The 24,723-nt window shown below is 43.5% G+C and carries 22 protein-coding genes; 9 read left to right on the forward strand and 13 right to left on the reverse strand.

The window, feature by feature from the left end; all coding sequences use genetic code 11:
* Window positions 1-74: 74 nt before the first annotated feature.
* Complete coding sequence (locus M9194_RS01410; protein WP_250610500.1) at window positions 75-1,517, reverse strand: sucrose-specific PTS transporter subunit IIBC; 1,443 nt, start codon at window positions 1,515-1,517, stop codon at window positions 75-77.
* A 244-nt stretch (window positions 1,518-1,761) separates the two neighbouring features.
* Between M9194_RS01410 and M9194_RS01415 the strand changes: the two genes are divergently transcribed.
* On the forward strand, window positions 1,762-3,429 hold the full coding sequence (locus M9194_RS01415; RefSeq protein WP_250610502.1) for a glycoside hydrolase family 32 protein: 1,668 nt from the start codon (window positions 1,762-1,764) through the stop codon (window positions 3,427-3,429).
* Here M9194_RS01415 and M9194_RS01420 read toward each other — a convergent pair.
* The 3 genes from M9194_RS01420 to M9194_RS01430 form a co-directional block, all read right to left on the reverse strand.
* A complete protein-coding gene (locus tag M9194_RS01420) occupies window positions 3,426-4,412 on the reverse strand; it encodes a LacI family DNA-binding transcriptional regulator (RefSeq protein WP_250610504.1) in 987 nt (328 codons plus the stop codon). The two genes, M9194_RS01415 and M9194_RS01420, sit on opposite strands and share 4 nt — an antisense overlap.
* A gap of 160 nt (window positions 4,413-4,572) precedes the next feature.
* Entirely contained in the window at window positions 4,573-5,178 is a 606-nt protein-coding gene (locus M9194_RS01425) for a hypothetical protein (protein WP_250610506.1), read from the reverse strand.
* 40 nt (window positions 5,179-5,218) lie between these two features.
* Window positions 5,219-5,731 (reverse strand): nicotinate-nicotinamide nucleotide adenylyltransferase, encoded by a 513-nt coding sequence (locus M9194_RS01430; protein WP_250610507.1) that lies wholly within the window; start codon window positions 5,729-5,731, stop codon window positions 5,219-5,221.
* Between the two features lie 232 nt (window positions 5,732-5,963).
* On the opposite strand from M9194_RS01430, the gene nadE reads away from it, so the two are divergent.
* Entirely contained in the window at window positions 5,964-6,794 is an 831-nt protein-coding gene (nadE, locus tag M9194_RS01435) for an NAD(+) synthase (RefSeq protein ID WP_250610508.1), read from the forward strand.
* Between the two features lie 92 nt (window positions 6,795-6,886).
* On the opposite strand, the gene gcvT is transcribed toward nadE, so the two are convergent.
* Complete coding sequence (gene gcvT / locus M9194_RS01440) at window positions 6,887-8,014, reverse strand: glycine cleavage system aminomethyltransferase GcvT (protein WP_250610509.1); 1,128 nt, start codon at window positions 8,012-8,014, stop codon at window positions 6,887-6,889.
* A gap of 295 nt (window positions 8,015-8,309) precedes the next feature.
* Window positions 8,310-8,933, reverse strand: a complete 624-nt coding sequence (locus M9194_RS01445; protein ID WP_250610510.1) for a helix-turn-helix domain-containing protein — start codon at window positions 8,931-8,933, stop codon at window positions 8,310-8,312.
* Between the two features lie 385 nt (window positions 8,934-9,318).
* Between M9194_RS01445 and M9194_RS01450 the strand changes: the two genes are divergently transcribed.
* From M9194_RS01450 to gcvP, 3 genes are all read left to right on the forward strand, one after another.
* Window positions 9,319-10,614, forward strand: a complete 1,296-nt coding sequence (locus M9194_RS01450) for a serine hydroxymethyltransferase (RefSeq protein ID WP_250610511.1) — start codon at window positions 9,319-9,321, stop codon at window positions 10,612-10,614.
* 39 nt (window positions 10,615-10,653) lie between these two features.
* Window positions 10,654-11,034, forward strand: a complete 381-nt coding sequence (gene gcvH, locus M9194_RS01455) for a glycine cleavage system protein GcvH (protein WP_250610512.1) — start codon at window positions 10,654-10,656, stop codon at window positions 11,032-11,034.
* Between the two features lie 141 nt (window positions 11,035-11,175).
* Window positions 11,176-14,055 carry an aminomethyl-transferring glycine dehydrogenase gene (gcvP, locus tag M9194_RS01460; RefSeq protein ID WP_250610514.1) on the forward strand — a complete coding sequence of 960 codons (2,880 nt, stop codon included), beginning with the start codon at window positions 11,176-11,178 and terminating at the stop codon, window positions 14,053-14,055.
* A gap of 65 nt (window positions 14,056-14,120) precedes the next feature.
* On the opposite strand, the gene M9194_RS01465 is transcribed toward gcvP, so the two are convergent.
* From M9194_RS01465 to M9194_RS01485, 5 genes are all read right to left on the reverse strand, one after another.
* Entirely contained in the window at window positions 14,121-15,059 is a 939-nt protein-coding gene (locus tag M9194_RS01465) for a LysR family transcriptional regulator (protein WP_250610516.1), read from the reverse strand.
* Window positions 15,060-15,364: 305 nt separating this feature from the next.
* Window positions 15,365-16,084, reverse strand: coding sequence for a substrate-binding periplasmic protein (locus tag M9194_RS01470; protein ID WP_250610518.1), 720 nt, complete (start codon window positions 16,082-16,084; stop codon window positions 15,365-15,367).
* On the reverse strand, window positions 16,081-17,817 hold the full coding sequence (locus M9194_RS01475; RefSeq protein ID WP_250610519.1) for an ABC transporter substrate-binding protein: 1,737 nt from the start codon (window positions 17,815-17,817) through the stop codon (window positions 16,081-16,083). Before M9194_RS01475 ends, M9194_RS01470 begins: the two co-directional genes overlap by 4 nt.
* 195 nt (window positions 17,818-18,012) lie before the next feature.
* Complete coding sequence (locus M9194_RS01480; RefSeq protein ID WP_250610521.1) at window positions 18,013-18,222, reverse strand: hypothetical protein; 210 nt, start codon at window positions 18,220-18,222, stop codon at window positions 18,013-18,015.
* Window positions 18,223-18,428: 206 nt separating this feature from the next.
* Window positions 18,429-19,004 (reverse strand): aldolase/citrate lyase/malate synthase family protein, encoded by a 576-nt coding sequence (locus tag M9194_RS01485; protein ID WP_250610523.1) that lies wholly within the window; start codon window positions 19,002-19,004, stop codon window positions 18,429-18,431.
* A 161-nt stretch (window positions 19,005-19,165) separates the two neighbouring features.
* Here M9194_RS01485 and M9194_RS01490 point away from each other — a divergent pair, with 161 nt between their 5' ends.
* Window positions 19,166-20,686, forward strand: a complete 1,521-nt coding sequence (locus M9194_RS01490) for a DUF3612 domain-containing protein (RefSeq protein ID WP_250610525.1) — start codon at window positions 19,166-19,168, stop codon at window positions 20,684-20,686.
* A gap of 320 nt (window positions 20,687-21,006) precedes the next feature.
* On the opposite strand, the gene M9194_RS01495 is transcribed toward M9194_RS01490, so the two are convergent.
* A complete protein-coding gene (locus M9194_RS01495) occupies window positions 21,007-21,441 on the reverse strand; it encodes an Mpo1 family 2-hydroxy fatty acid dioxygenase (RefSeq protein WP_250610527.1) in 435 nt (144 codons plus the stop codon).
* A 187-nt stretch (window positions 21,442-21,628) separates the two neighbouring features.
* On the opposite strand from M9194_RS01495, the gene M9194_RS01500 reads away from it, so the two are divergent.
* Both M9194_RS01500 and M9194_RS01505 read left to right on the forward strand, forming a co-directional pair.
* Window positions 21,629-22,147: a GNAT family N-acetyltransferase gene (locus M9194_RS01500; RefSeq protein WP_250610529.1), complete on the forward strand. Its 519-nt coding sequence runs from the start codon at window positions 21,629-21,631 to the stop codon at window positions 22,145-22,147.
* Window positions 22,148-22,152: 5 nt separating this feature from the next.
* Complete coding sequence (locus M9194_RS01505; RefSeq protein WP_250610531.1) at window positions 22,153-22,761, forward strand: alpha-ketoglutarate-dependent dioxygenase AlkB family protein; 609 nt, start codon at window positions 22,153-22,155, stop codon at window positions 22,759-22,761.
* 24 nt (window positions 22,762-22,785) lie between these two features.
* Here the strand turns inward: M9194_RS01505 and M9194_RS01510 are convergent, their stop codons facing one another.
* Entirely contained in the window at window positions 22,786-23,712 is a 927-nt protein-coding gene (locus tag M9194_RS01510; RefSeq protein WP_250610533.1) for a DMT family transporter, read from the reverse strand.
* 119 nt (window positions 23,713-23,831) lie between these two features.
* Here M9194_RS01510 and M9194_RS01515 point away from each other — a divergent pair, with 119 nt between their 5' ends.
* Entirely contained in the window at window positions 23,832-24,719 is an 888-nt protein-coding gene (locus tag M9194_RS01515; RefSeq protein ID WP_250610535.1) for a LysR substrate-binding domain-containing protein, read from the forward strand.
* The last annotated feature ends 4 nt before the right edge of the window (window positions 24,720-24,723 follow it).

Genomic DNA, 24,723 nt, shown 5'->3' on the forward strand with positions numbered 1-24,723 from the left:
TGCATCTTTGTAATTCAACGGCATTGTAACGAATTAAGGTGAAATAACAATCCTTGTCAGCTTGTATACCTAAATTAACAACGCTGAGCCGATAAGCCGGACGTTGTTCGTTGTGTTTTCGCCATGACGCACGTGAGTGTAAAAGTGACGAGAAATGAAATTGCCATTCCAGCAACGAAGTAACCAATTTTCTCGGGGCTGATGGAAATAATCCCGGGAATTCCTGCTGCCCCTAAAGCTTGAGCTTTGACTTGGAAAAACGTCACAAAAGCACTAGATGCCGCTGCACCAATCATTGCCGCTATAAATGGATATCGTAGTTTTAGGTTAACGCCAAACATGGCCGGCTCAGTGATCCCCAATAAACCTGTCACTCCGGAGGGTATGGCGATCGATTTGAGTTTGCTGTCTCTGGTCATGACGCCCACCGCAAGCGATGCTGAGCCTTGAGCAATATTAGACATAGCAGCGATTGGGAAGATGAAACTTCCTCCTGTCACAGCAATATTAGCAAGAAGCTGAGTCTCAATCGCAATAAAGCTGTGGTGCATTCCAGTGATCACAAACGGCGCATAGATCAAACCAAAGACAGCTCCGCCCAAAGCACCCGCTGAGTCATAGAGCCAATTCAGCCCATCACCCAACATAAACCCGACGTCTCTTGTCACCGGGCCCACAAAAGCGAACGTGATAAAGCCAGCAATGAGTATGGCAAGTAGTGGTGTTAATAAGTTGTCTAACACAGAAGGAATAATTTTGCGTAGCCCTAGTTCCAGCTTGGCCAGAATAAAGGTCGATACCAGAACGGGCAACACAGAGCCTTGATAACCGACTTTTTGTATCTCGAATCCAAAAATGTGCCATGTTGGGACCGTGCCGGATACAGAGGCGCTTGCAAAGCCCCATCCACTGAGTAGATCTGGGTGAACCATCACCATACCTAGTGCTGCACCTAAGAAAGCGTTACCACCAAATTTTTTTGCGGCGGAAAAACCGAGCAAGACTGGTAGGAAAACAAATGGTGCACTAGCGAACGTGTTGATCATACTGGCTAAGCCAGCCAAACCAGGATTTGCGTCGATTACCGACTTTCCGTCAAAAAATAGGCCGTTGGCGGTGAGAACATTATATATCCCCATCATTAACCCACCCGCCACAATTGCCGGGATAATGGGTACAAAGATGTCTGACAAGCCTTTCACCAACCGCTGCAACACATTCTGTTTTGAAGCACCAGCGGATGCGACATCGTTCGTTGACATGTCATTGAGGCCCGTTAGTTTCGCAAGTTCATGGTATACCTGATTGACCGTCCCTGAGCCAAAGATGATTTGATACTGACCACCGACACTAAATTGACCTTTCACCCCCTCAATATTAGACACTTGGGCTTCCTTAACCCGGCTTTCATCGACTAACACGAGCCTCAACCGCGTTGCACAATGAGCCAGTGCTTGTAGGTTGCCTTTTCCGCCCAGGCTGTCCAACAGCTCTTCGGCAATCACAGGATAATTCATGCTTCACCTTCTCAATGACTTTTAAAATGATCAAACCAAATTGGGAACGTTTGCAATATAGTATCAATGACACATGTATTAAACCAATCGGTGTTGAGACTGTGACATTGATCTAGCAACAACTAGGCTACATTCACACAGATAAAAAAGCTCTCATCTAACGCTATGTTAGATATTGCCTTCACTATAGTTGTCAGATATATTGCAAACGTTCCCAATTGGTAATTATCAAAAGCGAGCCTATATGTCACCCACTAAACTTATCGAAATAGCTGGCGGCTTGAACAATATCCAGCGAATACTTATAGACGGCTCCAATTTAAGCCTATCGTTAATTAACCCCGTAGAAGAGCCATTACTGGACAACAACGCAAAGATTGAAAAAGTCGCGCAAGAGTGGCAACTCACTGTACGAACAGATGATGAGCTGAATGCTAAAGCTCTAGAGCTACTCTCAGACCAACTCGCAGAGCGCCATAAAGATGAAGTCAATAAGCTGTCTGTCCAAGACTGCTCATTTAGACCAACTTGGCATATTTCCCCTCCGTGTGGGCTACTCAACGACCCAAATGGTTTCATCTTTCATCAAGGCAAATACCATTTGTTCTACCAATGGAACCCATTTGCCTGCACACACAAAGATAAATATTGGGCACACCTTACCAGCACCGATTTACTTAGCTGGCAATGGCATGAACCATCACTCACTCCCTCTCATTGGTACGATAGTCACGGGGCTTTTTCAGGGCATGCTGTCAGCCATGAAAGCGAGCTATATCTTTTCTATACCGGAAATTCTAGGTTAGGGCATGATCAAAGCCGGCGTACAACCCAGTGCTTAGCTAAGTCATCGGATGGTATTCACTTTGACAAGCTCGGCCCCATTATAGATACCGTCCCTCAAGGCCTTACCCAGCACTTTCGTGATCCAAAAGTGTATTTTCGTTGTGGACGATGGAATATGTTGTTAGGCGCGCAAACAGCTGCGCTTGAAGGTAGGCTTGCTCACTATCAATCGGATGATTTGCTGAATTGGACTTACCAAGGTTTACTGGGATCAGAGCTTGGCGATCTCGGCTACATGTGGGAGTGCCCTGATTTTTTTGAACTTTCAGACCAGCCTTTTGTTGTAATAGGCCCTCAAGGGATACCCTCGCCCTCAAAGCACGATACTAACCCTCATCAAAATCGTATTTTTTTAGTTCAAGATTCAACTAACAATGGATTCACCTTCAAGCAAGGGTGGGCACTGGACCATGGTTTCGACTTTTATGCTCCTCAAACCACACTGGCAAAAGACGGAAGACGCGTCCTTGTGGGATGGATGGGGTTGCCCGATGATGTGGAGCAACCAAGTGTCGCAAACGGTTGGATACATCAGCTCACGTGTGTTCGCGAGCTGCAATACGTTAATGGCAAAATAATTCAAACGCCTGCTCGCGAGCTAGAGCGTCTAATGACAGAGCCTTTTACTCAAGAACTCGGCACAACACCTATCCACTTAAACACCAGGGCGTTCGAGCTAAGCATTAGTTTAGATAATGACTGTCAATTGATCATGGCGGATGATAACCAGCACCAAGTGGTTCTATCTTTTGCGTCATGTACTCAAACGTTTCGCTTCGATCGCAGCAACACCCTAATGACAAACGGAGATAGCATAAGAGAAGTAACAGAGGTAGGCCACAAAATTGATGTAACCATTTTGGCGGACAGCTCGTCCCTTGAACTTTTTATCAACAAAGGGGAAATTGTTATGAGCGGCAGAGTGTTTTTGTCACCAGGGGCAACCCATTTTTCATTGTTGGGAGGAAACAAGTCCGTTGTCATTAGGAAGGTAATGCCATGTTCACCACCCTTTTTACCCCTTTCTAGTAAGCCAAAGGAAACTCTGCATGAGCTCCATTTTTAGCACGTTTGTCTATCAATGCAATCAAACGTAAGCACGAGTTTACTCATGCCATGCCCTTCTCCGCCAATAAGTTCGAGAAGCATCTTAGCCGCGCTTTCTCCCGCTTTTTCAAACGCATAGTTGAATGTCGATAAAGCCGGATTATTAATATATGCCAGCTCATCATTGCCAAGGCCTAATACTTTCACCTGCTTACCAACTTCAATGTTTGCCTCTTGTAGAGCCTTGATAGCCCCTACAGCGATGCGATCGGTTGCGCAAAAAAGCCCGTCCAGTTGGGGAGTCATGGTTAGCTGGTTTTTGGTCAGTTGAAAGCCAGACTCCATAGTAAAATCACCGTGAGCATGGAAAAGTAAAGCTTGTCCATGCAGCGATAGAGCTTTTTCCAGCCCTTGACAACGTTCACCATCGACCGCTCGATCATCACTTTGAACCCCTATAAAGCCGATATGTTTGCAGCCTGCATCTATCAGTCTGTTACCAGCTTCAAAGCCAACTTTAATATCATCATGAATGACACTAGGAATATTAAACAACGACCCGTCCTGCCCAACAAGCACGACTGGAGCATGAGATTGATGAATTGCAGACACCAATTTACTATCGATATGAGTCGCAAAAAGTACAATACCTTCCACCTGCTTTTGATTCAGTACCTGAATAAACTCGAGCTCTTTATCATGTTGTTGGTGAGTATTCGTCAATAAGACGTGCTTGCCTGCCGAATCAAACACTTTGCTTAAACCGTCCACACCTTGGGCCACTGCATTCGATGACACCCTTGGTACTATTACACCAATCAAATTGGTTTTACGACTTTTAAGATCTTTGGCGACTTGATTGACAACATATCCGCACTCTTCAATCGCCTTGAGCACTTTTACTCTTGTCGCTTTTTTAACCCCATATTCGTTGTTGACGACGCGAGAGACCGTGGATTTTGAAACACCTGCCAACCTCGCGACATCGTGCAAACTAGCCATAAACTACCCTAGTATATTTTCTTATCTAGCAGCGTATTATACCCAAGTTATTTCAATATGCAGGATTCAGAACAATGTTGGTGGTCCAACTCAATGAATAAGGATAAAAAGTAGGGCAGCATTAAGTGGATAATACAACTTGAATGGATAATACAAATAGCTAAAACGGCAATTCAACCTGCATTCTGACGTTATCATCGTTGTTTTCATGCCACAAGTAATCAAACCTTACCCTAGGTTGGCCAGATTGCTTATTACCAAAGCCTAAGCTTAATTGTAGGCCGTGGTTCATCATCCATGCTTCGGGGTCCGTCGTTAAGTCCGGTGTATTATCACTTGGATAAATAGTGTTTTTAAAGCTTGTCCCCCAGCTCTGATTAGACTGGCTATTCGGTGTCCATATCCCTAGCCCAAAGTGACTACTTGAATAATTATCAGACAAAAACGGCTCTGAGCTGTATTTAAAGCCCCAATCTGACCAATAATTTCCTGAAGACGTTGTATTTGGCTTAAAGCTCAACTTTGGCAACTGAGCGGAGTAATTGGTGTTTGTTGCCAAGGTGTTATCGGTTACACTGGCGTTTGTGGTACACAGAGAGCCGCTGTTATCACTCGGGGCTGGGGTTGCCGAGCTTGCCTTATCTATAGCAGAGTTGGAATTGACCACCACGGGTTTACTAAGCGCGCTCGAATCTGGTGCGAAGCAATACGCATAAGACTGAAGCGGCAGCAACGCAAACAGAAGAGCAATTCCAATCTTATACATCTATCTAAAAACCTATTACTTCTTCAACAACATATTAAATCTAGTACACATCAAGCTCTGACAACAAACGTGCAACACCTGAAGTTGTGAAAGCGTCGACATTTTCTTTTTTCGATAATTTTTCTCGAATAAGCGTACTTCGAACGGCGAGCTTCTCAGGGCATGCTAGCACGCTCCAGCGAGTCATTATTTCATCTGCTTTACAAAACTGGTTAAACTTTACAAAATTATCCGGCCCAATCACAAAGGTTATATCGTCTGTACGGTAAATTTTTTGTAAGTTTTCTAACACATCGAATGTCGTCACACTCTCACCCGGCTTATATAGACTCTCTTCAATTCTTGAAAGTTCCAAGTTGAGCAGATTTAAATCTCTGATAAAGGCCTCGACGAGCTTGCAACGCAACTCGAAGTCAGCCATATGTTTGCCCCAAGCATGACAAATACTTGGTATCAGTAATATGGTGTCAAAATGGCTTAGTGATTCGATGACGCTCTTATGGCCCAGACTTGGCGGATTAAAAGCACTACCAAACACAGCGATCTTATTCATTTTGTATCCTATTTGTGCACTAAAGCGAGTTCACAGTTTTCTAATGAGACGAAATAGGTATGATATACCCAAGTCACCTTAGGATGCGAATTTCAACGAGATAGGCAAGGCTTCAATGCTAAACAGCGATGCAAGACACCATCATATGGTACTGAACGTCGCTATCAACGGAGTGAAACCTTGAGTATTTTAGCAAGAATCGCAAACATTAACGCTAGCAGGAATATTTTTAATGGAACAACAAATTAGAGATGAAATGAGAGTGCTGCCTTCTATCGATCCTCATTTTGAGATCAATCGAAGAGTGAACTTCATCAAACAGAAACTGCAAGAATCAGGTAGCAAGTCATTGGTACTAGGTATCAGTGGTGGGATAGATTCGACCACATGTGGAAGGCTGGCCCAGCTCGCAGTGGATGAGCTCAACCAAGAATCAAATAGCGATCAATACCAGTTTGTGGCAGTTCGCCTTCCTTTTGGTGAGCAAAAAGATGAAGATGAAGCGCAGCTTGCACTTTCTTTTATTCAGCCGACTCACTCAGTTTCTGTCAATATCGAAGCAGGCGTAGAAGGTACGCATGCCGCAACCCGCGCGGCCCTACAAGAAAGCCATCTACTGCCGGATGACAGCTCAAAAGTGGACTTTGTCAAAGGTAACGTAAAAGCCCGTACTCGAATGGTCGCACAATACGAAATTGCAGGCTACGTAGGCGGTTTAGTACTGGGTACCGACCATTCAGCGGAGAATATTACTGGCTTCTACACGAAATTCGGTGACGGCGCATGTGACTTAGCACCACTGTTTGGTTTAAGCAAACGTCAAGTGAGAGAGTTAGCCGCGACAATGGGCGCACCAGAAGTACTCGTGCACAAAGTACCAACCGCAGATTTAGAAGAGCTAAGCCCGCAAAAGGCAGATGAAGATGCGCTCAATCTGACCTATGAACAGATTGACGACTTTCTCGAAGGGAAACCTTTGCCGCAAGACATAGCCGATCGTATCGTAAGCATATATAAAGCAACACAGCACAAGCGTTTACCCATCCCAACAATTTACGATTAACCAGCATTTGGTCGACCCACTTTTACAACCCCGAAATACATCAAAGCCTCCAAAACGGAGGCTTTGTCTAGTGAGTGATATAGAAGCGTGTATTAACCGCGATAATAACGTTGTGGAACAAACGGCATCTTTTCAACGGTCATCGGCAGTTGTTTACCTCTGACTTCAGCGAACACTTCTGTACCAATGGATGCAAGATCAGCGCGAATATACGCCATTGACACTGGCTTGCCTGCATTCGGACCCGCAGTACCACTCGTCACGACCCCAATTTTAGCGCCTTCAGCGTCAAACAACTCGACGCCTTCACGAACCGGTGCTTTAGTCTGCCCAACAAGGCCAACACGCTTGCGAGTCACGTCTTTGGTCGCTATTTGATTTAAAATGATCTCTGCACCTGGGAATCCACCAGCTCTTTCACCATCAGCACGTCGTATTTTGCTAATCCCCCACAAGAGACTCGCTTCAACTGGTGTCGTCGTCGTATCAAGATCATGGCCGTACAAACATAGGCCACATTCCAAACGCAGAGAATCTCGAGCTCCCAAGCCAATCCATTCTACTTCTTCGTATGCGGTAAGCTTACGTGCCAAAGATTCAGCATGTTCGCTCGGTACTGAGATTTCATAACCATCTTCCCCCGTATAACCGCTGCGACTAACATAGCATTCGATGCCATCCAGCTGAACCTTGTTAATATCCATAAATAGCATATCCGCCACTTCTGGTTGAATATCGGCAAGAACCTGAGCCGCTTTTGGTCCTTGTAATGCTAACAGTGCACGGTCTTCGATCACTTCCAGTTTTACATCACCTGGTAAGTGTTTGGAGATATGTGCGATGTCTTGCTCTTTACAAGCAGCATTCACCACGAGGAAAAGGTGATCGCCAAAATTCGCAACCATAAGGTCATCAAGAATACCACCCTGCTCGTTAGTAAAGAACGCATAACGCTGCTTACCTTGTGGAAGGTCAATAATATCAACCGGAACCAACGACTCCATAAGCTTCGCCGCACCATCTCCATGTAGCCTTAGCTGCCCCATGTGCGATACGTCGAACAAACCAGCTGCATCGCGCGTATGCAAATGTTCTTTCTTAACCCCTAATGGGTATTGCACTGGCATTTCATACCCTGCAAATGGAACCATTTTTGCGCCACTCTCTACGTGTAGTGAGAACAATGGCGTTTGCAATAACTTTTCGGATTCTTGAGTCATTAGTATTCTCCATATAAGGGTTAATTCGTGACCCCGAATTAGCCCCTATCCAGTTTCGGTTGTTTTCAGTGTTTCCTATAATCAACAAGAGTGCCCGGCTTTTTCGATTTTAACAAGTAAAAAACCAACACAACCCCACATTGATAACATTTAAGAAACAAAAGTAGCATTGCTAAATATTGGTAATATCGCCCCTAATAAAGAGGAAGTTTCATCGTCCAGATTGTGAGCAAACGATTGCTGCATTTTAAGCAAACGTTTGCCTTCACTATTGGAAATTTAGTTTTATAAATAACTATCTTGCTGTAACCCATAAAATGTGCGCGTCATCATCACTTACTGACACCAACATATGCCCCATATTGGCGTCGTAATAAACACTATCACCTTGCGCCATTTTTACCGGTTCATAAAACTCAGAGTAAAATAAAATCTCCCCAGAAAGTATGAGAAGAAACTCTTCTCCGTCGTGTCGAACCCAATCGTTATACTCTTCAAAATTGCGAGCTCGGATACGACTTTTGAACGGCATCATCTTCTTATTTGAAAGTTGTGTTGCCAAGAGCTCGTGCTCATAAGTGGGGGTTGGATGAGGCTTCCCTTCCCCTACACGGTTTAACTCCCTTCGCCCTGTTGCCACTTTTTTCTTAGGTGGTTCAAAGAGTTGAGGCATGTCGATTTGTAGGCCATTCGCAAGCTTTTGCATTGCTTGAAAGGTTGGGGAAATCTGTTCGTTTTCGATTTTACTCAGTGTAGAACGCGCAAGCCCTGTTCTCTGACTTGCTTCTTCCAAGGTGATTCCGAGCGTTAAACGTATCTTTTTAATTCGCTCTCCTAGCTGCATTGGCGCAATGTTTCCTTCGCCAGATTCTCTGGATAACTTTATCGATGGATATTCACTCAAGGTGTCTTTTGACATACCTTTTCCCTCTCAATATTAGACGTCCTACTCAACAATTCAGCGACGGCAATAATCGGCAATTTCTCACCTTACCTGTTCTTCTATTAAAGCGTACTTTAATCAACTTTTAAAGAATTCATGTTTCGTATAGGAAATTTTTGATTGATTGTTGGCAAAACACAGGGTATGTTACTGGCTTGTTAGTTGATGAGATGTGCGCTCTATTTTGAGCAAATGAGAATGTTAACATTTACATTACTCATTTTTGCCCAACTTTTAGGGAAAATAAGTTGCCTGCTCTGACTCCTAATCATTGAGTCAACGTGCAGTTGTTAGTATAGGCCTAGCAAACCGACAACCACATAGAACACTCGGTGTGCTACAAAATCGGAAGGTCCTCAGTATGAATAACACATACAACAATCACAGCTTAGAAAGCTTTTTCACTACCAATTTAAACGCTACCGATGATGCGGTCTTCGCTGCTGTACAAAACGAAAACCAAAGACAAAATGAGCAAATCGAGCTAATTGCCTCTGAAAACATCGTATCTAAAGCCGTCATGCAAACACAAGGCACGTGCTTAACCAACAAGTATGCAGAAGGTTATCCAGGCCGACGTTACTATGGCGGTTGTGAACATGTAGACACAGTAGAAGCGATTGCTATCGAACGCGCCAAGCAGCTATTTAACTGTGAGTACGCAAATGTTCAACCTCACTCTGGCGCTCAAGCCAACGGCGCGGTTAAACTCGCACTATTAAAGCCAGGTGACACGATTTTAGGCATGTCATTAGACGCTGGTGGCCACCTAACGCATGGCGCGCGCCCTGCACTGTCTGGAAAGTGGTTTAACGCCGTTCAATATGGTGTCAGTCAAGACACGCTAGAAATCGATTACGATGCTGTCCGTGAGCTGGCTATCGAGCACAAGCCACAGCTTATCATTGCGGGTGGTTCTGCTATCCCACGCACTATTGATTTCGCTAAATTTAGAGCCATTGCTGATGAAGTGGGCGCTTTGCTCATGGTTGATATGGCCCACATCGCGGGATTAATCGCAACCGGTGCACACCCTAGCCCACTTCCGCATGCTCACGTTGTCACTACGACAACTCACAAAACATTGCGCGGCCCACGTGGTGGTATGATTCTGACTAACCACGAAGATATTAATAAGAAAATCAATTCCGCAGTGTTCCCCGGCTTACAGGGTGGGCCTCTCATGCACGTTATCGCAGCAAAAGCCGTAGCTTTTGGTGAAGCGATGGGGCCTGAGTTCAACTCTTACATTGATTCGGTCATCAATAACGCGAAAGTGCTTGCCGAAGTACTTCAAGCGCGGGGCTGTGATATCGTCACAGGTGGCACGGATACCCATTTGATGCTGGTTGACCTACGTCCAAAAGGCCTGAAAGGTAACCAAGTCGAAGAAGCCTTGGAGCGTGCTGGGATCACATGTAACAAAAATGGCATTCCATTTGATACTGAAAAGCCTATGATTACTTCGGGTATCCGTTTGGGTACACCAGCTGGAACCAGTCGAGGTTTTGGTGCAGACGAGTTCAAACTCATCGGTGAGTGGATAGGTGATGTATTGGATGGGTTAGTAGAGAGCCCAGAAGGTAATTCAGACGTTGAAAGTAAAGTTCGTAAACAAGTGAAAGAACTTTGCCGCCGCTATCCCCTTTACCAATAAATAATTTTAAATCCTTTTAGCTATTTTGGAGACAAAGCAATGGATAACACACTGAAGTTCGCAGATAGTCACGAGTGGGTTAGAGACAACGGCGACGGCACTGTAACTATCGGTATTTCACAACATGCGCAAGAGATGCTAGGTGACGTCGTATTCGTAGACCTGCCTGAAGTAGAAAGCGAAATTGACGCAGGTGATAGCTTCTCTTTGGTTGAATCTGTAAAAGCAGCTTCTGACATCTATGCCCCCGTCACTGGTGAAGTCATTGAAATCAATGAAGAGCTAGAAGACAGCCCAGAGCTCATAAATGAAGAGCCGTATGAAGGTGGTTGGATAGTGAAAGTCAAACTTTCTGACGAATCAGAGCTTGCTAATCTGAAAAATGCAGAAGAATACCAAAACTCTATCGAAGAAGAGTAAACAATAAACATTATTAAGCTGTCCATTTTTGGGCAGCTTTTTTACAGGTTCTCGTTTTTGTACCAATTGGTATACTTAAAGATATCAATGTAGGCACTGCGCCAATCATTGATAACTGAACCTTTAGAAGGTAAAGGATCCATGACTGATATACTTCAAAGCCCGCTTCTTAAGCAGCTGGGAACTCAAAATGAATTTGTTGGCCGACACAATGGCCCCAACAAAGCTGACCAACAAAAAATGTTGGATGCGATTAATGTTGCTAACCTTGACGCACTAATCGATGACACAGTCCCAAGCCAAATTCGTGTAGAAAAACCACTGTCTCTTGCTGAGTCCCTGAGCGAAGCAGATATGCTTGAGACAATGAAAGCGTTCGCCAGCCAAAACCAAGTGAAGCGTACGTTTATCGGTCAAGGGTATTACAACACCTTTACGCCAAACGTCATCCTACGCAATGTGCTAGAAAATCCAGGTTGGTATACCGCATACACACCTTATCAACCAGAAATATCTCAAGGCCGCCTAGAAGCTCTGCTTAACTTCCAACAGATGGTCATGGATCTCACGGGCATGGAGATCGCTAATGCATCTTTGCTCGACGAAGCCACTGCCGCCGCAGAAGCAATGACTTTGTGTAAACGTGCTGGCAAAAGCAAAAGCAAAGTATTCTTCGTTGCAGACGATGTTCATCCTCAAACGATAGAAGTCGTTAAGACGCGTGCTGAATACATAGGTTTCGACGTACAAATTGGTGCTTTAGAAACATTGGCTGAACAAGACGTATTTGGCGCGCTGGTTCAATATCCAAGCACTACCGGCGAAATCCGTGATCTGACGGATCTTATTGCTAAAGCTCAAGCTAATAAAATCGTCGTTGCCGTTGCCACAGATCTACTCGCAAGTGCGTTGCTAAAACCTGCTGGCGAAATGGGTGCAGATGTCGTCATTGGCTCAGCTCAACGCTTCGGTGTACCAATGGGTTATGGCGGTCCACATGCAGCATTTATGGCGACTCGCGATAAACATAAGCGTACTATGCCTGGCCGAGTTATTGGTGTGTCTATTGATTCAAATGGTAACCAAGCTTTGCGTATGGCGATGCAGACACGTGAGCAGCACATACGCCGTGAAAAAGCCACTTCAAACATATGTACAGCCCAAGCTCTACTGGCCAACATGGCAGCATTTTACGCGGTTTTCCATGGTTCAGAAGGTTTACGTACCATCGCTCGTCGCACTCACCACATGACTGCGATTCTTGCTGCAGGCCTCACTAAGTCCGGCTACGAATTGGCCCACAATAGCTTCTTCGACACAATCACCATAAATACTGGCACTCAAACCGCCGATATTTACAGCAAAGCGCAACAATCTGACATCAACTTACGTAAGTTCTCAGATAAACTTGGCATCAGCCTTGATGAAACAACGACCGTTGCTGATATTGATGCCCTCTTTAAGGTGTTTAACATTAAAGAAGACATTGCTGCGCTTTCCACAGAAATAGAGCAAAACGAATTTGCTGCTATTCCAGAAGCATGTCGACGCCAGTCTTCTTTCCTCACACACCCTGTGTTCAATACTCATCACAGCGAAACGCAAATGATGCGTTACCTGAAGCAGCTAGAAAATAAAGATTTCTCCCTCACACACGGCATGATCCCGCTAGGCAGCTGTACGATGAAACTCAACGCGGCTGCAGAGATGATTCCTGTGACTTGGCCAGAGTTCGGATCTATCCACCCATTTGCTCCTCTAGAGCAAGCGGCAGGCTACACTGCTCTAGCTGAAGATCTAAAGCAGAAGCTTTGTGAAATTACGGGTTACGATGATTTCTCACTGCAGCCAAACTCAGGCGCATCTGGTGAATACGCTGGCCTTATCGCTATTCAACGCTACCACGCAAGTCGCGGCGAAGGTCACCGTAACGTATGTTTGATCCCAAGTTCAGCGCACGGTACAAACCCAGCAACTGCGTCTATGGTTTCGATGAAAGTCGTGGTGGTCAAGTGTGATGATAACGGCAACATCGATATGGCCGATCTTGAAGCTAAGATTGAGAAACACCAAGACAACCTGTCTAGCATCATGATCACTTATCCTTCTACACACGGTGTGTACGAAGAGCAAGTCAAAGAAGTGTGCGAGAAAATTCACGCAGCAGGCGGTCAGGTTTACCTAGACGGAGCCAATATGAATGCTCAGGTTGGTTTAACCTCTCCAGGATTCATCGGTTCTGATGTTTCTCACTTGAACCTGCACAAAACATTCTGTATTCCACATGGTGGTGGCGGTCCAGGTATGGGGCCAATAGGCGTGAAATCGCATCTCGCCCCTTTCTTACCTGGACATATTGAAAATGGTGTGCAAGGAAAAGACTACGCGGTTTCCGCAGCCGATCTAGGCAGCGCTTCAATCTTACCAATTTCATGGGCCTATATTGCCATGATGGGTGCAGAAGGACTTACCGATGCAACGAAAGTCGCAATTCTGAACGCGAACTACGTGATGGAGAAACTGCTCCCTCACTACCCTGTTCTTTATCGCGGCACCAATGGCCGTGTCGCTCATGAATGCATTATCGATATTCGTCCATTGAAAGAAGAAACTGGCATCAGCGAAGAAGATGTGGCTAAACGCTTAATGGATTACGGTTTTCACGCGCCAACCATGTCTTTCCCTGTTGCGGGTACACTGATGATTGAGCCAACAGAATCAGAAGATCTGGAAGAGCTTGACCGCTTCTGTGAAGCCATGATCGCAATTCGCCATGAAATGACCGCGGTAAAAGAAGGTAAATGGCCGTTAGATAATAACCCATTAGTGAATGCGCCTCATACACAAGTTGACCTGTCTGCCGATGAGTGGAACCGTCCATACTCACGTGAGTTAGGCTGCTTCCCGTCAGCATCGACAAAAATTTGGAAGTATTGGCCAACAGTCAACCGTGTCGACAATGTTTACGGCGACCGTAACTTGATCTGCTCATGCCCTAGCATCGAGAATTATGAAGATTAGTACTCTTCTTTAATTAAAAAGGCGACTTAAATGTCGCCTTTTTTAATTTTTCAATCTGTTTATTTCTAACGTTTTAACATCTCAAAATAGCTTTTCATCATATCCAATATTTGATACGCACTATTTGACAGTGGTTTAGTACTTAAGTGGAAAACTGACAAAGGTATATCGTCAATTTCTATAGGTAGCTTTTGCAATATCCCACTCTTGACGTACTTTCTGGTTGAAATACTGGTCGACACCATAGCGGCTTGCCCAGATAGTACCAGCTTTAATCTCGCGTCAATATTATCAATTTGATAAAGCACACTGCCGTTAGCAACGATTTCCTTGTAATAATCGTTATAGAAATTATTCTTTGACGTTGCCAGCACCTCGAGCTTTGGAAATGCCCATGGGAACATCGTCATATTGTCTTCTGTTTTAAGAAATGTGGCTTTCGGCGACACCACCGCGTTAACTTCAACGTCAATAAAAGGTTTACATACCAACTGATCAACGCTATTTAAAATTTCTTTTGCGTCATCGTGGCAAATGAAAAAGTCTAGGTTGCCTTGCAATAAGTTTCGGTGCAAGGATGAAGGGTTACCCTCGGTAATAGAGACGCGTAGGTCGCTATATTTATCTGAAATAATTTTAGACATCAGCACACTACCAAGCGGTCCAACAATTTTTCCAAAACCGATTTTTACTTCACCAAAATCACCGTGATTGATCACATCAAGCACATTACAAATCGCTTTAGCTGAAGAGCACAGTTCTAAACATTTGGGGTACAATTGCTGTGCAGCATCCGTTGGATAGAAAAGTCGAGTATCTCGGTTAAACAACACGACGTTAAACTGCTTTTCTAAACTTTTTAGGCTTTTAGATATGGTTGGCTGCGAGACATTACAATCCTTTGCAGCCTTTGAGATACTACCAAGCTCATAGACACTGACAAAGTATCGTATGTGATTAATGTTGATATTTTCAAACCCAGTTTTTCCAACCTTAGCCGTCATAGAAATACTCTTAAAATTTAAAACGCAGCACACTGTATAATTAGAAATGTCAAAAGATTGTGAATTCATTCCAAATGAACTCACAAAACTAAGCGCGCGATACTAACTGCTGTTACCAAATAACACAAGGTGAACCCGCTATTTACATCATGTAAACAAACGACAATCAAGGCATTTAAAAGCCAATGGTTGACTTTCAAACAACCGTATTAAGTCTAAGATACTTATTACATAACAAGGTATTAGTACCCATGTATATTTATATATCAAAGTGCTGAGTGATCAAAAGGCTTGTATTGATTTTTTTACATCTGAGTATACGGCTTGAGCATGGCCTCGATCGTTCCATCCAAATACATTTGTTTAAGTTGTTCGGACAATCGATTGATCACTTTGATTGGCACTTGTTTGTTACAGGCGATTCCGCGTAGTGTACTAAAAAAAGCTAGCCGCTGCTTGATTGAGTCACTTTCTGACGACTGTCTCAATAAATAATTTGCGACGAGTATATCCGTCGCCCACACGTCGATACGTTGTCTACGTAGCTTATGTATATTTTGTTCATCTCGAATCGTCAGCTCAACATGAAACCCCTGACTTTGCAGGTATTGAGCAGTGGCACTTCCTAGATACGAGCCTATCCTTAACTTCGCAACATCATTAAGAGTCCGAATCGATGTGGTCGAGTCGGCATTAGTGAAAAACGCCGTCAGCGTTATTAAAATTGGGCTTACCCAGTGAAACTGCGATTCTCTTTCTTGGCTACGCTGAACGGGAAAAACACAACTATTGGGAAAGTGTTGCGCTGTCGCATAAGCTCGCTTCCACGGCATGATTGCAACTTTATACTCTAAACCTACATCTTTGAATAACTTCGACACAATATCAACGGCCACGCCTGATATTCGCCCCCCAGATTGTTCTGCATAGGGTGGCTGCGCCTCGGTCAACAGTGTATAGGTTTGGGCACTTACCGTTAACGAAGCAAATAAGAATGTGGCTACAAATGGTTTAAGCAGGTTCATGGGGTTACCTGATCTATCTCATCCCAAGCTTTCAACGATTCTTGGTAAGACAATGTAATGCCTGGTGGCTTTTCCTCATCCAGCACAGGTTTGGGAGCGCCGGGGCGAGCAAGCCAATAACTGGGCTCTCGACTTTTATTGAGCTTAGGCTCACAAAGCTGCTGCCCGTCCTCTGCCAATTTTTGTAAACGTCCATCCATTTCACTCGCCATCTTATTCATAGCTTGCTGCGGTGTTAACTCATCGTTTGATACCAGTGCTATATTTTTCCACCACAGATCAGCCAACTTAGGATAATCCGGAACATTTGTCCCAGTTGGCGTCCAAACATTACGAGCAGAACTTCGGTAAAATTCAATCAAACCACCATATTTATGAGCAACTTGAGTGAGTACATTCGAATGGATATCCGAAAAACGAATAGGCGTCAGTCCAACAAGCGTTTTTCTCAATGAAACCGTTTTTGATACTACAAACTGAGCATATAGCCAGGCCGCTTTACGACGCTCTAACGGCGTGCTGGTAAGAAAAGTCCACGCCCCGACATCTTGATATCCTAACTTCATACCCTGCTGCCAGTAAGCGCCTCTGGGAGAAGGTGCCATCCTCCACTTAGGCGTACCATCGGCATTAGCGACTGGCAAATCAGGTGAAGTGAGTGAAGCGGTAAATGCGGTATACCAGAAAATTTGCTGAGCAATATTCCCTTGTCCCGGCAAAGCGCCCGCTTCAGTAAAATTCATTGAATACGATTTTGGAGGAGCATACTGTTTTAGCCATTCCACATATTTACGAATAGCATAAACGGCTGCCGGGCTATTTAACGCTCCGCCTTTTTCAACCGATGCCCCAACAGGATGGCAATTTTCCACACGTATGCCCCATTCATCAACGGGCCTACCATTAGGCAGACCCTTATCGCCCGCCCCTGCCATAGACAGCCAGGCATCAGAAAATCGCCAGCCTAATGAAGGGTCATACTTACCATAATCCATATGACCATAGACTTTCTTGCCATCGAGCTCTTTTACATGAACCGTAAAAAACTCAGCGATATCCTCATAAGCAGACCAATTTTGTGGCACATTGAGCTCGTAGCCATATATTTTTTTGAATTTCTGCTTAAGTTCAGGTCGGGTAAACCAATCGTGTCGGTACCAATATAAATTGGCAAATTGTTGATCTGGAAGCTGATATAGCTTTCCATCTGGCGCGGTGGTAAATTGAATACCAATAAAATCTTCTATATCCAACGTAGGCAATGTGACATCTTTGCCTTCCTTAGCCATAAAATCACTTAAAGACACCACTTTACCTGATCGATAGTGCGTACCAATTAAATCACTGTCATTGATGTAAGCATCATAAATACTATAATCAAGCTCAGCTTGAGTGGAGATCTTCTTAACCACATCGTCCTCACCAGTAATTTCATGTATTACCTTCAACCCGGTAATATCTTCAAAAGCTTTGGCCAATGTATTAGCTTCATACCAGTGGGTGTCAATCCTTTCAGAAACGACTCTTATCGTCATATTTTGATAAGGCTTCGCAGCTTCAATAAACCAAGCCATTTCTTGCAGTTTTTGTTCATGGGTAAGAGTACTCTGCCCAAACTCTTTGTTAATCCAATAGTTAGCTTCATCTATTCCTGCATTGGCATGAGAATAAAATAGAAAATTAATGGTTAGACCAAACAATAGACTTTCCCTGCCAAATGATGCCCACCTCATAGCAAAACGCCTTAAAATCACCCTAGTGCATAACTGTAAAAATAGTCGTAAAAGCCTACTAGTGATAGATTTATCTTTAAAATACGTAAAAAGTATCAAGGCCTAATGAGATAATTGACAGGTAGGAGGTGTCGTGGCTAGAGGACATGATATCAATGAGATTAGCCTCCCTAGGTTCAGAGCGATGTGAGTGGTTCAGTCTTGATTAATTTTTTCTAAACCTGATATGAGTAAAATATGCGAATGCTTTTGCTGGTACTGATCGTAATATTGACATTCTGCGACTCCACCGTCATCGTCAATAAACATTACATCCATGACTGGAACCGTTTCTGAGATCAAGCCGAACACATCCGCTTGGGGCTTTACGTGATCACCAACAGCTAATCGATCTTTCTCACTCATTGCCAATACCATTGCACTTAATTACCGCTAAATGAGAGATAGTTTTCACCGAAAAGCACACAACTCATTAAACAGAAGCAGCGAAAAACACTGTCTAGGTAATTTTAAGTCTACATCAAATTTTGCCAAGCGTACGGACACCATCTGTGATAAAAGAAAGCCTCGGACTTCTACATCCGAGGCTTTCTTATAAGTCTATGATTTAGTTATAAGCTGTAGCAGTAACCTAAACTATAATCATCACCATTTTTGGCAACAAATTCTTTGTCTTCACTGCATACATTGGGTTTGCCGTTTTCATCACCTTTTACTAGGCTCACCCAGTGGCGCATGGCCGCCACCATTGTTTCACTTGAGTTTGCACACAACTTGGTACATGTTTCCAACTGCACATCCGCGATATTGACCAACTCAATATTTCCCGTACCTTTATGACAGCCAAACGTCACCTCAACATGACTACCCGCTGCGTCCTTCAACAAAATGGATGCTGGGTTTTCTTTCTCACCGTTGTAGGCCACGAAATGTTTAGGGTGCTGGAGACCACTGTGGCTCCCATCTTTAAAATAAGCCATGACGTGACGGTAATCGATAACATACGCCGTCACATTTTGGTGCGAGCCGCTTTCAAGAGGGAAAAGAGTATCTAATAATTGCTTTGCTTTGATTTGTTTTTCTTGTTGCTTCTTCGCGCTAATTGTTTCCACTGCAAACACAGCTTCAGCAACGAATGATTTTTCTTGATTTTCAATCTCATTTTTACCAAAAGTAAGCATGTTCATGGTCATCCCCTCGTGGATAATTCTTCAAACTCCGTAATGAAGCAAACATTTAATATTTAGTGATCTTGACTTCGCAATTTTGTGATTTTGCTTACTATGTAGCCTAGCTAATTTTTTACTACAATTTCACAACAAAAATTTTACAATGTGAATTTTACAAAATGTCGTTATCAAAAAGCTTAGTTCGCCAATCCCATTTCTTAGGCACGAAAATTCGTAACCTAAGGAAACGTAATCACTTGACGATGGAAGACCTGTCAGCTCGGTGTATTCGTTTGAATCCAGAATACGCTCCTTCTGTCTCCTATTTATCTATGATCGAACGCGGAAAAAGAGTCCCCAGTGTCGATATGCTAGAGGTCATCGCAGAGGTGTTTCAAAAAGACCCAGCTTGGTTTCTTGACGATGAACCCGAACAAACCGACATCACACCAGACAAGGGGAACCGAGGGGGAATCAGTGGTATGGCACTTGAGCCAAGCTTTCTCTTTTCCAACGAGATTTTGCAAATTGCCATACCTGAAATGTTGTCACAAACCGGAATTACTGGCAGACAGTTTGCACACCTGCTCATTCGAGCTCATCAAGAAAAAAACCAGAACCATTTTCCTGATTTAGAGAGAGCCGCTGAAGAGATCGGACACAAAAGGTTAAATCTAGCCGTCGATGATTTGACCGACGTCGCCAAAGGTCTTGGCATTGAAATTCGTTGGGTAAGTCGAACACCACAAGATGTGGTCGATGAACTTGGCGTCAGTGCGAAACAGCTTGTGACTTCCTTTTTTGAACCACCAAGTACAATTTACCTCAATGAAATTCTTAAAGAGTACCCCACGCGTTTAAAGTACGACTTAGCGGTTTATATTGGACATTGCATACTGCATAGCAAAGAAGGGTTGAAAAGTGTGCTATCTGTCGGGCATACCAACAGCTGGGAGAGTAACGAAGCCAACCAAGGTTCATCAGAGCTGAACTCAAAAGATATCCTCCAAGCGTGGCGTGATTTCGAATCAAGCTTTTTTGCTGGCGCTTTGCTCTGCCCTAAAGTCCCATTCAGACAATTACTAGACCGTACTGGATACGAAATTCAAGTACACAAAAAAGCGGGTGTCTCACCTTCAGTGGCAATGAGAAGAATGACGGTAGTGTCTCCCTACCCTCACTGGCACTACTTTGATGCCTACGGTCAAAATAAACTTAAGGCCGTTTACCGAGGAAATGGCATCCCCCTTCCTTGGGGGAATATGCGGAAAGTAAACGATCCATGCCAACACTGGGCGGTGTTTCGGCGCTTGTCTGAGGCTCAAGAAAGAAGTTCTTCACAAATTTCCATATTAAATGTTGGAGATGAGCCACGTATCTACTGCTGCGAGTCTATTAACATGACAGATCCCGCTGGGAACAATCGCGTATTGTGTGCAGGTATTGATTTAAATCCAGCTATTGATGCTCAAGGTGGAGATTCACGTCAAATCGCTGAAGAGCTGAAAAGCTCGTGCGTTTCCAATGGTGGAAGCGCAGATATTCCTAGACACATTAAAAAGGAATTCACTACTATTGCAAAAATACTAAATATCAACTGGATAGAAAGAGGAATTGAGTCCAGTGCTAGGCTCATTTGCTCCCGGGGAGCGGTCTGCCCTAGAAAACCCAGTTGCTATCAAGACTGTCAAAATACGTAGTTTCGAGGTAGGGAGTATTTTGAAAAAATCGCGAAGGCTTAAAAAGAAAAAAGCCAATCACAAAAGGGGTGATTGGCGGATATAAAATTGTGAACAAATACGTTCACTAACAACGTCAGTTGGCTAGGTAACCCTCGGCTTAATAAGGGTTACAATATACTAAGCACATAGTGTGCCAACTTTTGTAATTCATAAAAATCATAATTTTACAGTCAATTTCAATCAGTTTCAGCCTGATCGCGTGCATATGATTTTCGCATTTTGCAAACAATAATGAAAAACATAAACACCCCCTTGCATAATGCAAAGGCTATCGCTGACTAATTTTTATTAAAAACCCATATGGGCCCAATTAGCAAAAACAAACTACGCGTGGACAGTGATGGAATGTGACCTTCTACCTTATAACCGACAAATTGCGCCAGCCAAAAGAAGGAAAGAAAGCTAAGGCTTAAATGAAAAATGGGAAATATGAGTATAGATAGAGACCAAATAAATGCGGTTGAAGCTAAGGTAAAACCTAGCATCAGTATGAATACGGATAAAGATAATCGGAAATAGAATACCAGCACAAGGATATTGAAAACCCATACCCAATTAAGTGTCACTCCCAGAAGTTGAACCGGTGGAATAGACCAAATTAACCCCACAATACAGACAAAGATACCGGGTACGGTTACCTTGTGTATTTTCTGATTGATTGGGTTTTGGTGGCTTGATGAATATTCATCGAGCCAACATGACAGCTCTCTCATATTCCATTCCTTCAACAGGTTGAGTGTTTTATAACCACATATGGATATCGGTACTTGGTAATAAGCTTAGCTGAGACTAGGGACAGAGTTAGACTTTAAAAACATAGGTTTTGGGAAATATAGGGTCATAGTAAGCTATGATAACGAAGACAAGATCACTTAATCATATAACTACTCAGGTTAATTCATGCAAGATATTCGCGTTGAACTACTAAAAGCTAGTGATTTAGAGGACATTCTGGAATTCGAGCGCATCAATAAGGCTTGGTTTGAGTCCCAAATTCAACCGAGAGGAGACCAGTTTTTCACCCAAAATGGCGTTTTGGAGCATGTTAATGAATGTTTGTTATTTTATAAATGCCAAACCATGTTACCACTTGTTGTTAGAAACGCGTTGGGCCACCTTATCGCTAGAGTCAATTTGCACTGTTTGGATGTGAATAAAAAGTCCGCTCTTCTTGGCTATAGAGTCGACCAAAGAGAAGTGGGTAAAGGGATCGCTAGCGCAGCTTCATACCATATTATTTCTATGGCGAAACGAGAGTATGGCATCAACAACTTTGTCGCTATCGTCGCCAAAAACAACATTGCTTCGCAAAAAGTGTTAGCGAAAAATGGCTTTTGTCGCACTCGCTCATTTCAAAAATACGCAAAAATATCCGGCGAGTATGTGGATTGCTATGAATATGTTCTCGATACGGACTGAACATTGTGGACTTGTTTAGCGATATACAAAACCAAGGTGAATGGCTACCCATTGAGAATGGGCTCTTGTTTTGGTCGCCCAATTTTATACAAGCGCCGCTCGCGACTCAGATGTTTCATCAACTGAAAAGTGAAATTCAATTTGAACAAAAAGCGATCACTATTTTCGGGCAGCCAAGATTACAACCAAGGCTCCAATCTTGGCACGGCAGCGCAAGCTACTCCTACTCAGGCCTCACACTCACTCCCAAGCCTTGGACAAACACACTTTTCAAGCTAAAAGAGCTCTGTGAGAATACGTGTGACAGTGAATTCAACTCGGTTTTGGTTAACTTATATCGAGATGCTCAAGACTCAATGGGGTGGCACGCAGATAATGAGCCAGAACTTGGCAAGAATCCCACGATTGCTTCCATTAGCCTAGGTGAGACGCGAACGTTTTGTTTAAAGCACACTAAGTCGAAAAAACAAATTAAATTAGATTTGCCTAACGGCTCTTTACTTATTATGACTCAATCCACTCAGCACTTTTGGCAGCATTGCCTACCGAAATCCACCACACAAAAGTCTGAGCGCCTCAACCTTACCTTTAGATATGTCCTAGACAATGGCTAGTGCCTCCTAACCTCCATTCGTCATCTAAGAAATGGCATGATCTTTTCTATGTCGCCACTTTTCAAACACGATTGGTGTCGCCACGTTAATAACGTTAGCACTGACAATCACGACCAAACCAGCTAATTGTAAGTAGCTAAAACTCACATCAAAAAACAGCGCTTGCCAAATAGAGGTAAACAACAAATTGGTGAACAATAGTGGCGCTAACTGCGAGCTGGATTCAACAAGCTTATACGCTTTAGCTCTAAATACTTGAGTATTGATAATCAACACTGATACCACGAGTAGCGTCAATAAAATAATGATGTCACTGCTATTCCCAATATTAAAATGCGCTCCATGGTTGAAAAACCACCCCGTAAGCAATAACGGAATAAAAATGAGAGAAGCGAAGGCCAATGTCCAAGCATTAATTTCTACCGGACTTAAATCGCTTTTAGTCGCACGATGCAAACTCAATTGCGAGCCCGCATTAAAGACTCCAGCCGCTAAGCCTACCAATAGCGCGGGTTGAAAATGAAACCCAGACACATTACCCGACAACATCAATACACCAACAAAGGTCATTCCTAAACCAATAACCGTGCCCAGTTTAAGCCTTACACCAAATATTAGTTTTTCTAACAAAGGGATAAAAAGAGGCCCTGTCGCAAATAACACCACGCCTTCCACTAAGCTTAATGTGGAAAGAGAATAGATAAAGCATAATTGGCAAGCAGCAATACAACCGGCTCTGATACATAACGGAAGTAGCATCTGTTTAGGAGGAAAGCGGAATTTAGAGCAAAACAATATCAACATTAACAGCATTGAAGGCATGAAGAATCGAAGGAAACCTAACCATTCTATGCTTACCTGATCAGCAAGAAATTTTGACAGTAGCCCGCTTATCGAAACGCTAAACGTTGAAGACAGAATAAAAATATAAGGCAGATATTGGCGTTGCATAAGCCCTCCTTTCGCATAAATAAGCGGCATCAAAGCGCTGAAGAATAAATAAATTGTAAAGGAATGAAATCTTGTATAAAAACGATTAATATTAACCAAACAGTTAAGAAAAACTTACAATGAATAAGACGACGCCACTAAAATCTTTGTACTCCTTTGCCGCGGTAGCACAAACTGGCAGCATGTCGGCCGCAGCCGATATGCTTAATGTTAGCCACTCGGCTGTAAGCCAATCGATCAAATCGTTAGAGGAATATTTAGGAATTGAGTTGTTCCAACGTGTTAATAGAACCGTGGTACTTAACGCGAAAGGCAGGCGGTATTACAAGCAAATCTCACCAGCTTTAGAACAAATATCGAAAGCAACTCAATCGCTTATGGATAAAGGACAGTCACATAGGCTGACGTTGAACATGATCAATTCACTAGCCATGCATTGGTGGATCCCTAGAGTAGATAGATTTAATCAGTTCTCAGACAAATTGGATGTGCGCCTTTCCAACTTGCCAGGGCGCTTCTCTCTAGAACAAGAAGGCGTAGATATCGCTCTTATCCATGACTCGGCACAAGAATGGCAAGACTATTACTGCGAAAAGCTGGGCAGTGATGAATTAGTCATGGTAGCTAGCCCAGACATTGTTCCTGATAACGCCACTATAGAAGACTTGTTACATCAATTTCCCGCGATTTCAGTGACCAATGACAGGCGAAAAAATGATTGGAATATTTGGTGTAATGCACAGCGTCTGCCCATACCAAATTTTGGCCACAACCTTTCATTTGTCGCAACCATTCAGGCGCTGCAAGCCACCATTCGTCAGCTAGGGGTTTGCATCACTCATAAGATTTTTATCAAAGATTATGTGGCGCAAGGCTTTTTGATGGAAATTGGAGAGCCCGTTCCGAATCCTTACCAAGACTTCTATTTTGTCTGTCCACCGGATCAACTCAATAATGAATTTGTTTTGTTACTGAGATCATGGATCAAAGCTGAGTTTGCTAACTAACTTA

It is taken from the genome of Vibrio sinus, from assembly GCF_023634645.1.
GTDB classification, from domain to species: domain Bacteria; phylum Pseudomonadota; class Gammaproteobacteria; order Enterobacterales; family Vibrionaceae; genus Vibrio; species Vibrio sinus.

Bases quoted from the DNA above. Each gene is read 5' to 3' on its own strand.
- M9194_RS01410 (WP_250610500.1), bottom strand. From the start codon at position 1,517: ATGAATTATCCTGTGATTGCCGAAGAGCTGTTGGACAGCCTGGGCGGA.
- M9194_RS01415 (WP_250610502.1), top strand. From the start codon at position 1,762: ATGTCACCCACTAAACTTATCGAAATAGCTGGCGGCTTGAACAATATC.
- M9194_RS01420 (WP_250610504.1), bottom strand. From the start codon at position 4,412: ATGGCTAGTTTGCACGATGTCGCGAGGTTGGCAGGTGTTTCAAAATCC.
- M9194_RS01425 (WP_250610506.1), bottom strand. From the start codon at position 5,178: ATGTATAAGATTGGAATTGCTCTTCTGTTTGCGTTGCTGCCGCTTCAG.
- M9194_RS01430 (WP_250610507.1), bottom strand. From the start codon at position 5,731: ATGAATAAGATCGCTGTGTTTGGTAGTGCTTTTAATCCGCCAAGTCTG.
- nadE (WP_250610508.1), top strand. From the start codon at position 5,964: ATGGAACAACAAATTAGAGATGAAATGAGAGTGCTGCCTTCTATCGAT.
- gcvT (WP_250610509.1), bottom strand. From the start codon at position 8,014: ATGACTCAAGAATCCGAAAAGTTATTGCAAACGCCATTGTTCTCACTA.
- M9194_RS01445 (WP_250610510.1), bottom strand. From the start codon at position 8,933: ATGTCAAAAGACACCTTGAGTGAATATCCATCGATAAAGTTATCCAGA.
- M9194_RS01450 (WP_250610511.1), top strand. From the start codon at position 9,319: ATGAATAACACATACAACAATCACAGCTTAGAAAGCTTTTTCACTACC.
- gcvH (WP_250610512.1), top strand. From the start codon at position 10,654: ATGGATAACACACTGAAGTTCGCAGATAGTCACGAGTGGGTTAGAGAC.
- gcvP (WP_250610514.1), top strand. From the start codon at position 11,176: ATGACTGATATACTTCAAAGCCCGCTTCTTAAGCAGCTGGGAACTCAA.
- M9194_RS01465 (WP_250610516.1), bottom strand. From the start codon at position 15,059: ATGACGGCTAAGGTTGGAAAAACTGGGTTTGAAAATATCAACATTAAT.
- M9194_RS01470 (WP_250610518.1), bottom strand. From the start codon at position 16,084: ATGAACCTGCTTAAACCATTTGTAGCCACATTCTTATTTGCTTCGTTA.
- M9194_RS01475 (WP_250610519.1), bottom strand. From the start codon at position 17,817: ATGAGGTGGGCATCATTTGGCAGGGAAAGTCTATTGTTTGGTCTAACC.
- M9194_RS01480 (WP_250610521.1), bottom strand. From the start codon at position 18,222: ATGAGTGAGAAAGATCGATTAGCTGTTGGTGATCACGTAAAGCCCCAA.
- M9194_RS01485 (WP_250610523.1), bottom strand. From the start codon at position 19,004: ATGAACATGCTTACTTTTGGTAAAAATGAGATTGAAAATCAAGAAAAA.
- M9194_RS01490 (WP_250610525.1), top strand. From the start codon at position 19,166: ATGTCGTTATCAAAAAGCTTAGTTCGCCAATCCCATTTCTTAGGCACG.
- M9194_RS01495 (WP_250610527.1), bottom strand. From the start codon at position 21,441: ATGAGAGAGCTGTCATGTTGGCTCGATGAATATTCATCAAGCCACCAA.
- M9194_RS01500 (WP_250610529.1), top strand. From the start codon at position 21,629: ATGCAAGATATTCGCGTTGAACTACTAAAAGCTAGTGATTTAGAGGAC.
- M9194_RS01510 (WP_250610533.1), bottom strand. From the start codon at position 23,712: ATGCAACGCCAATATCTGCCTTATATTTTTATTCTGTCTTCAACGTTT.
- M9194_RS01515 (WP_250610535.1), top strand. From the start codon at position 23,832: ATGAATAAGACGACGCCACTAAAATCTTTGTACTCCTTTGCCGCGGTA.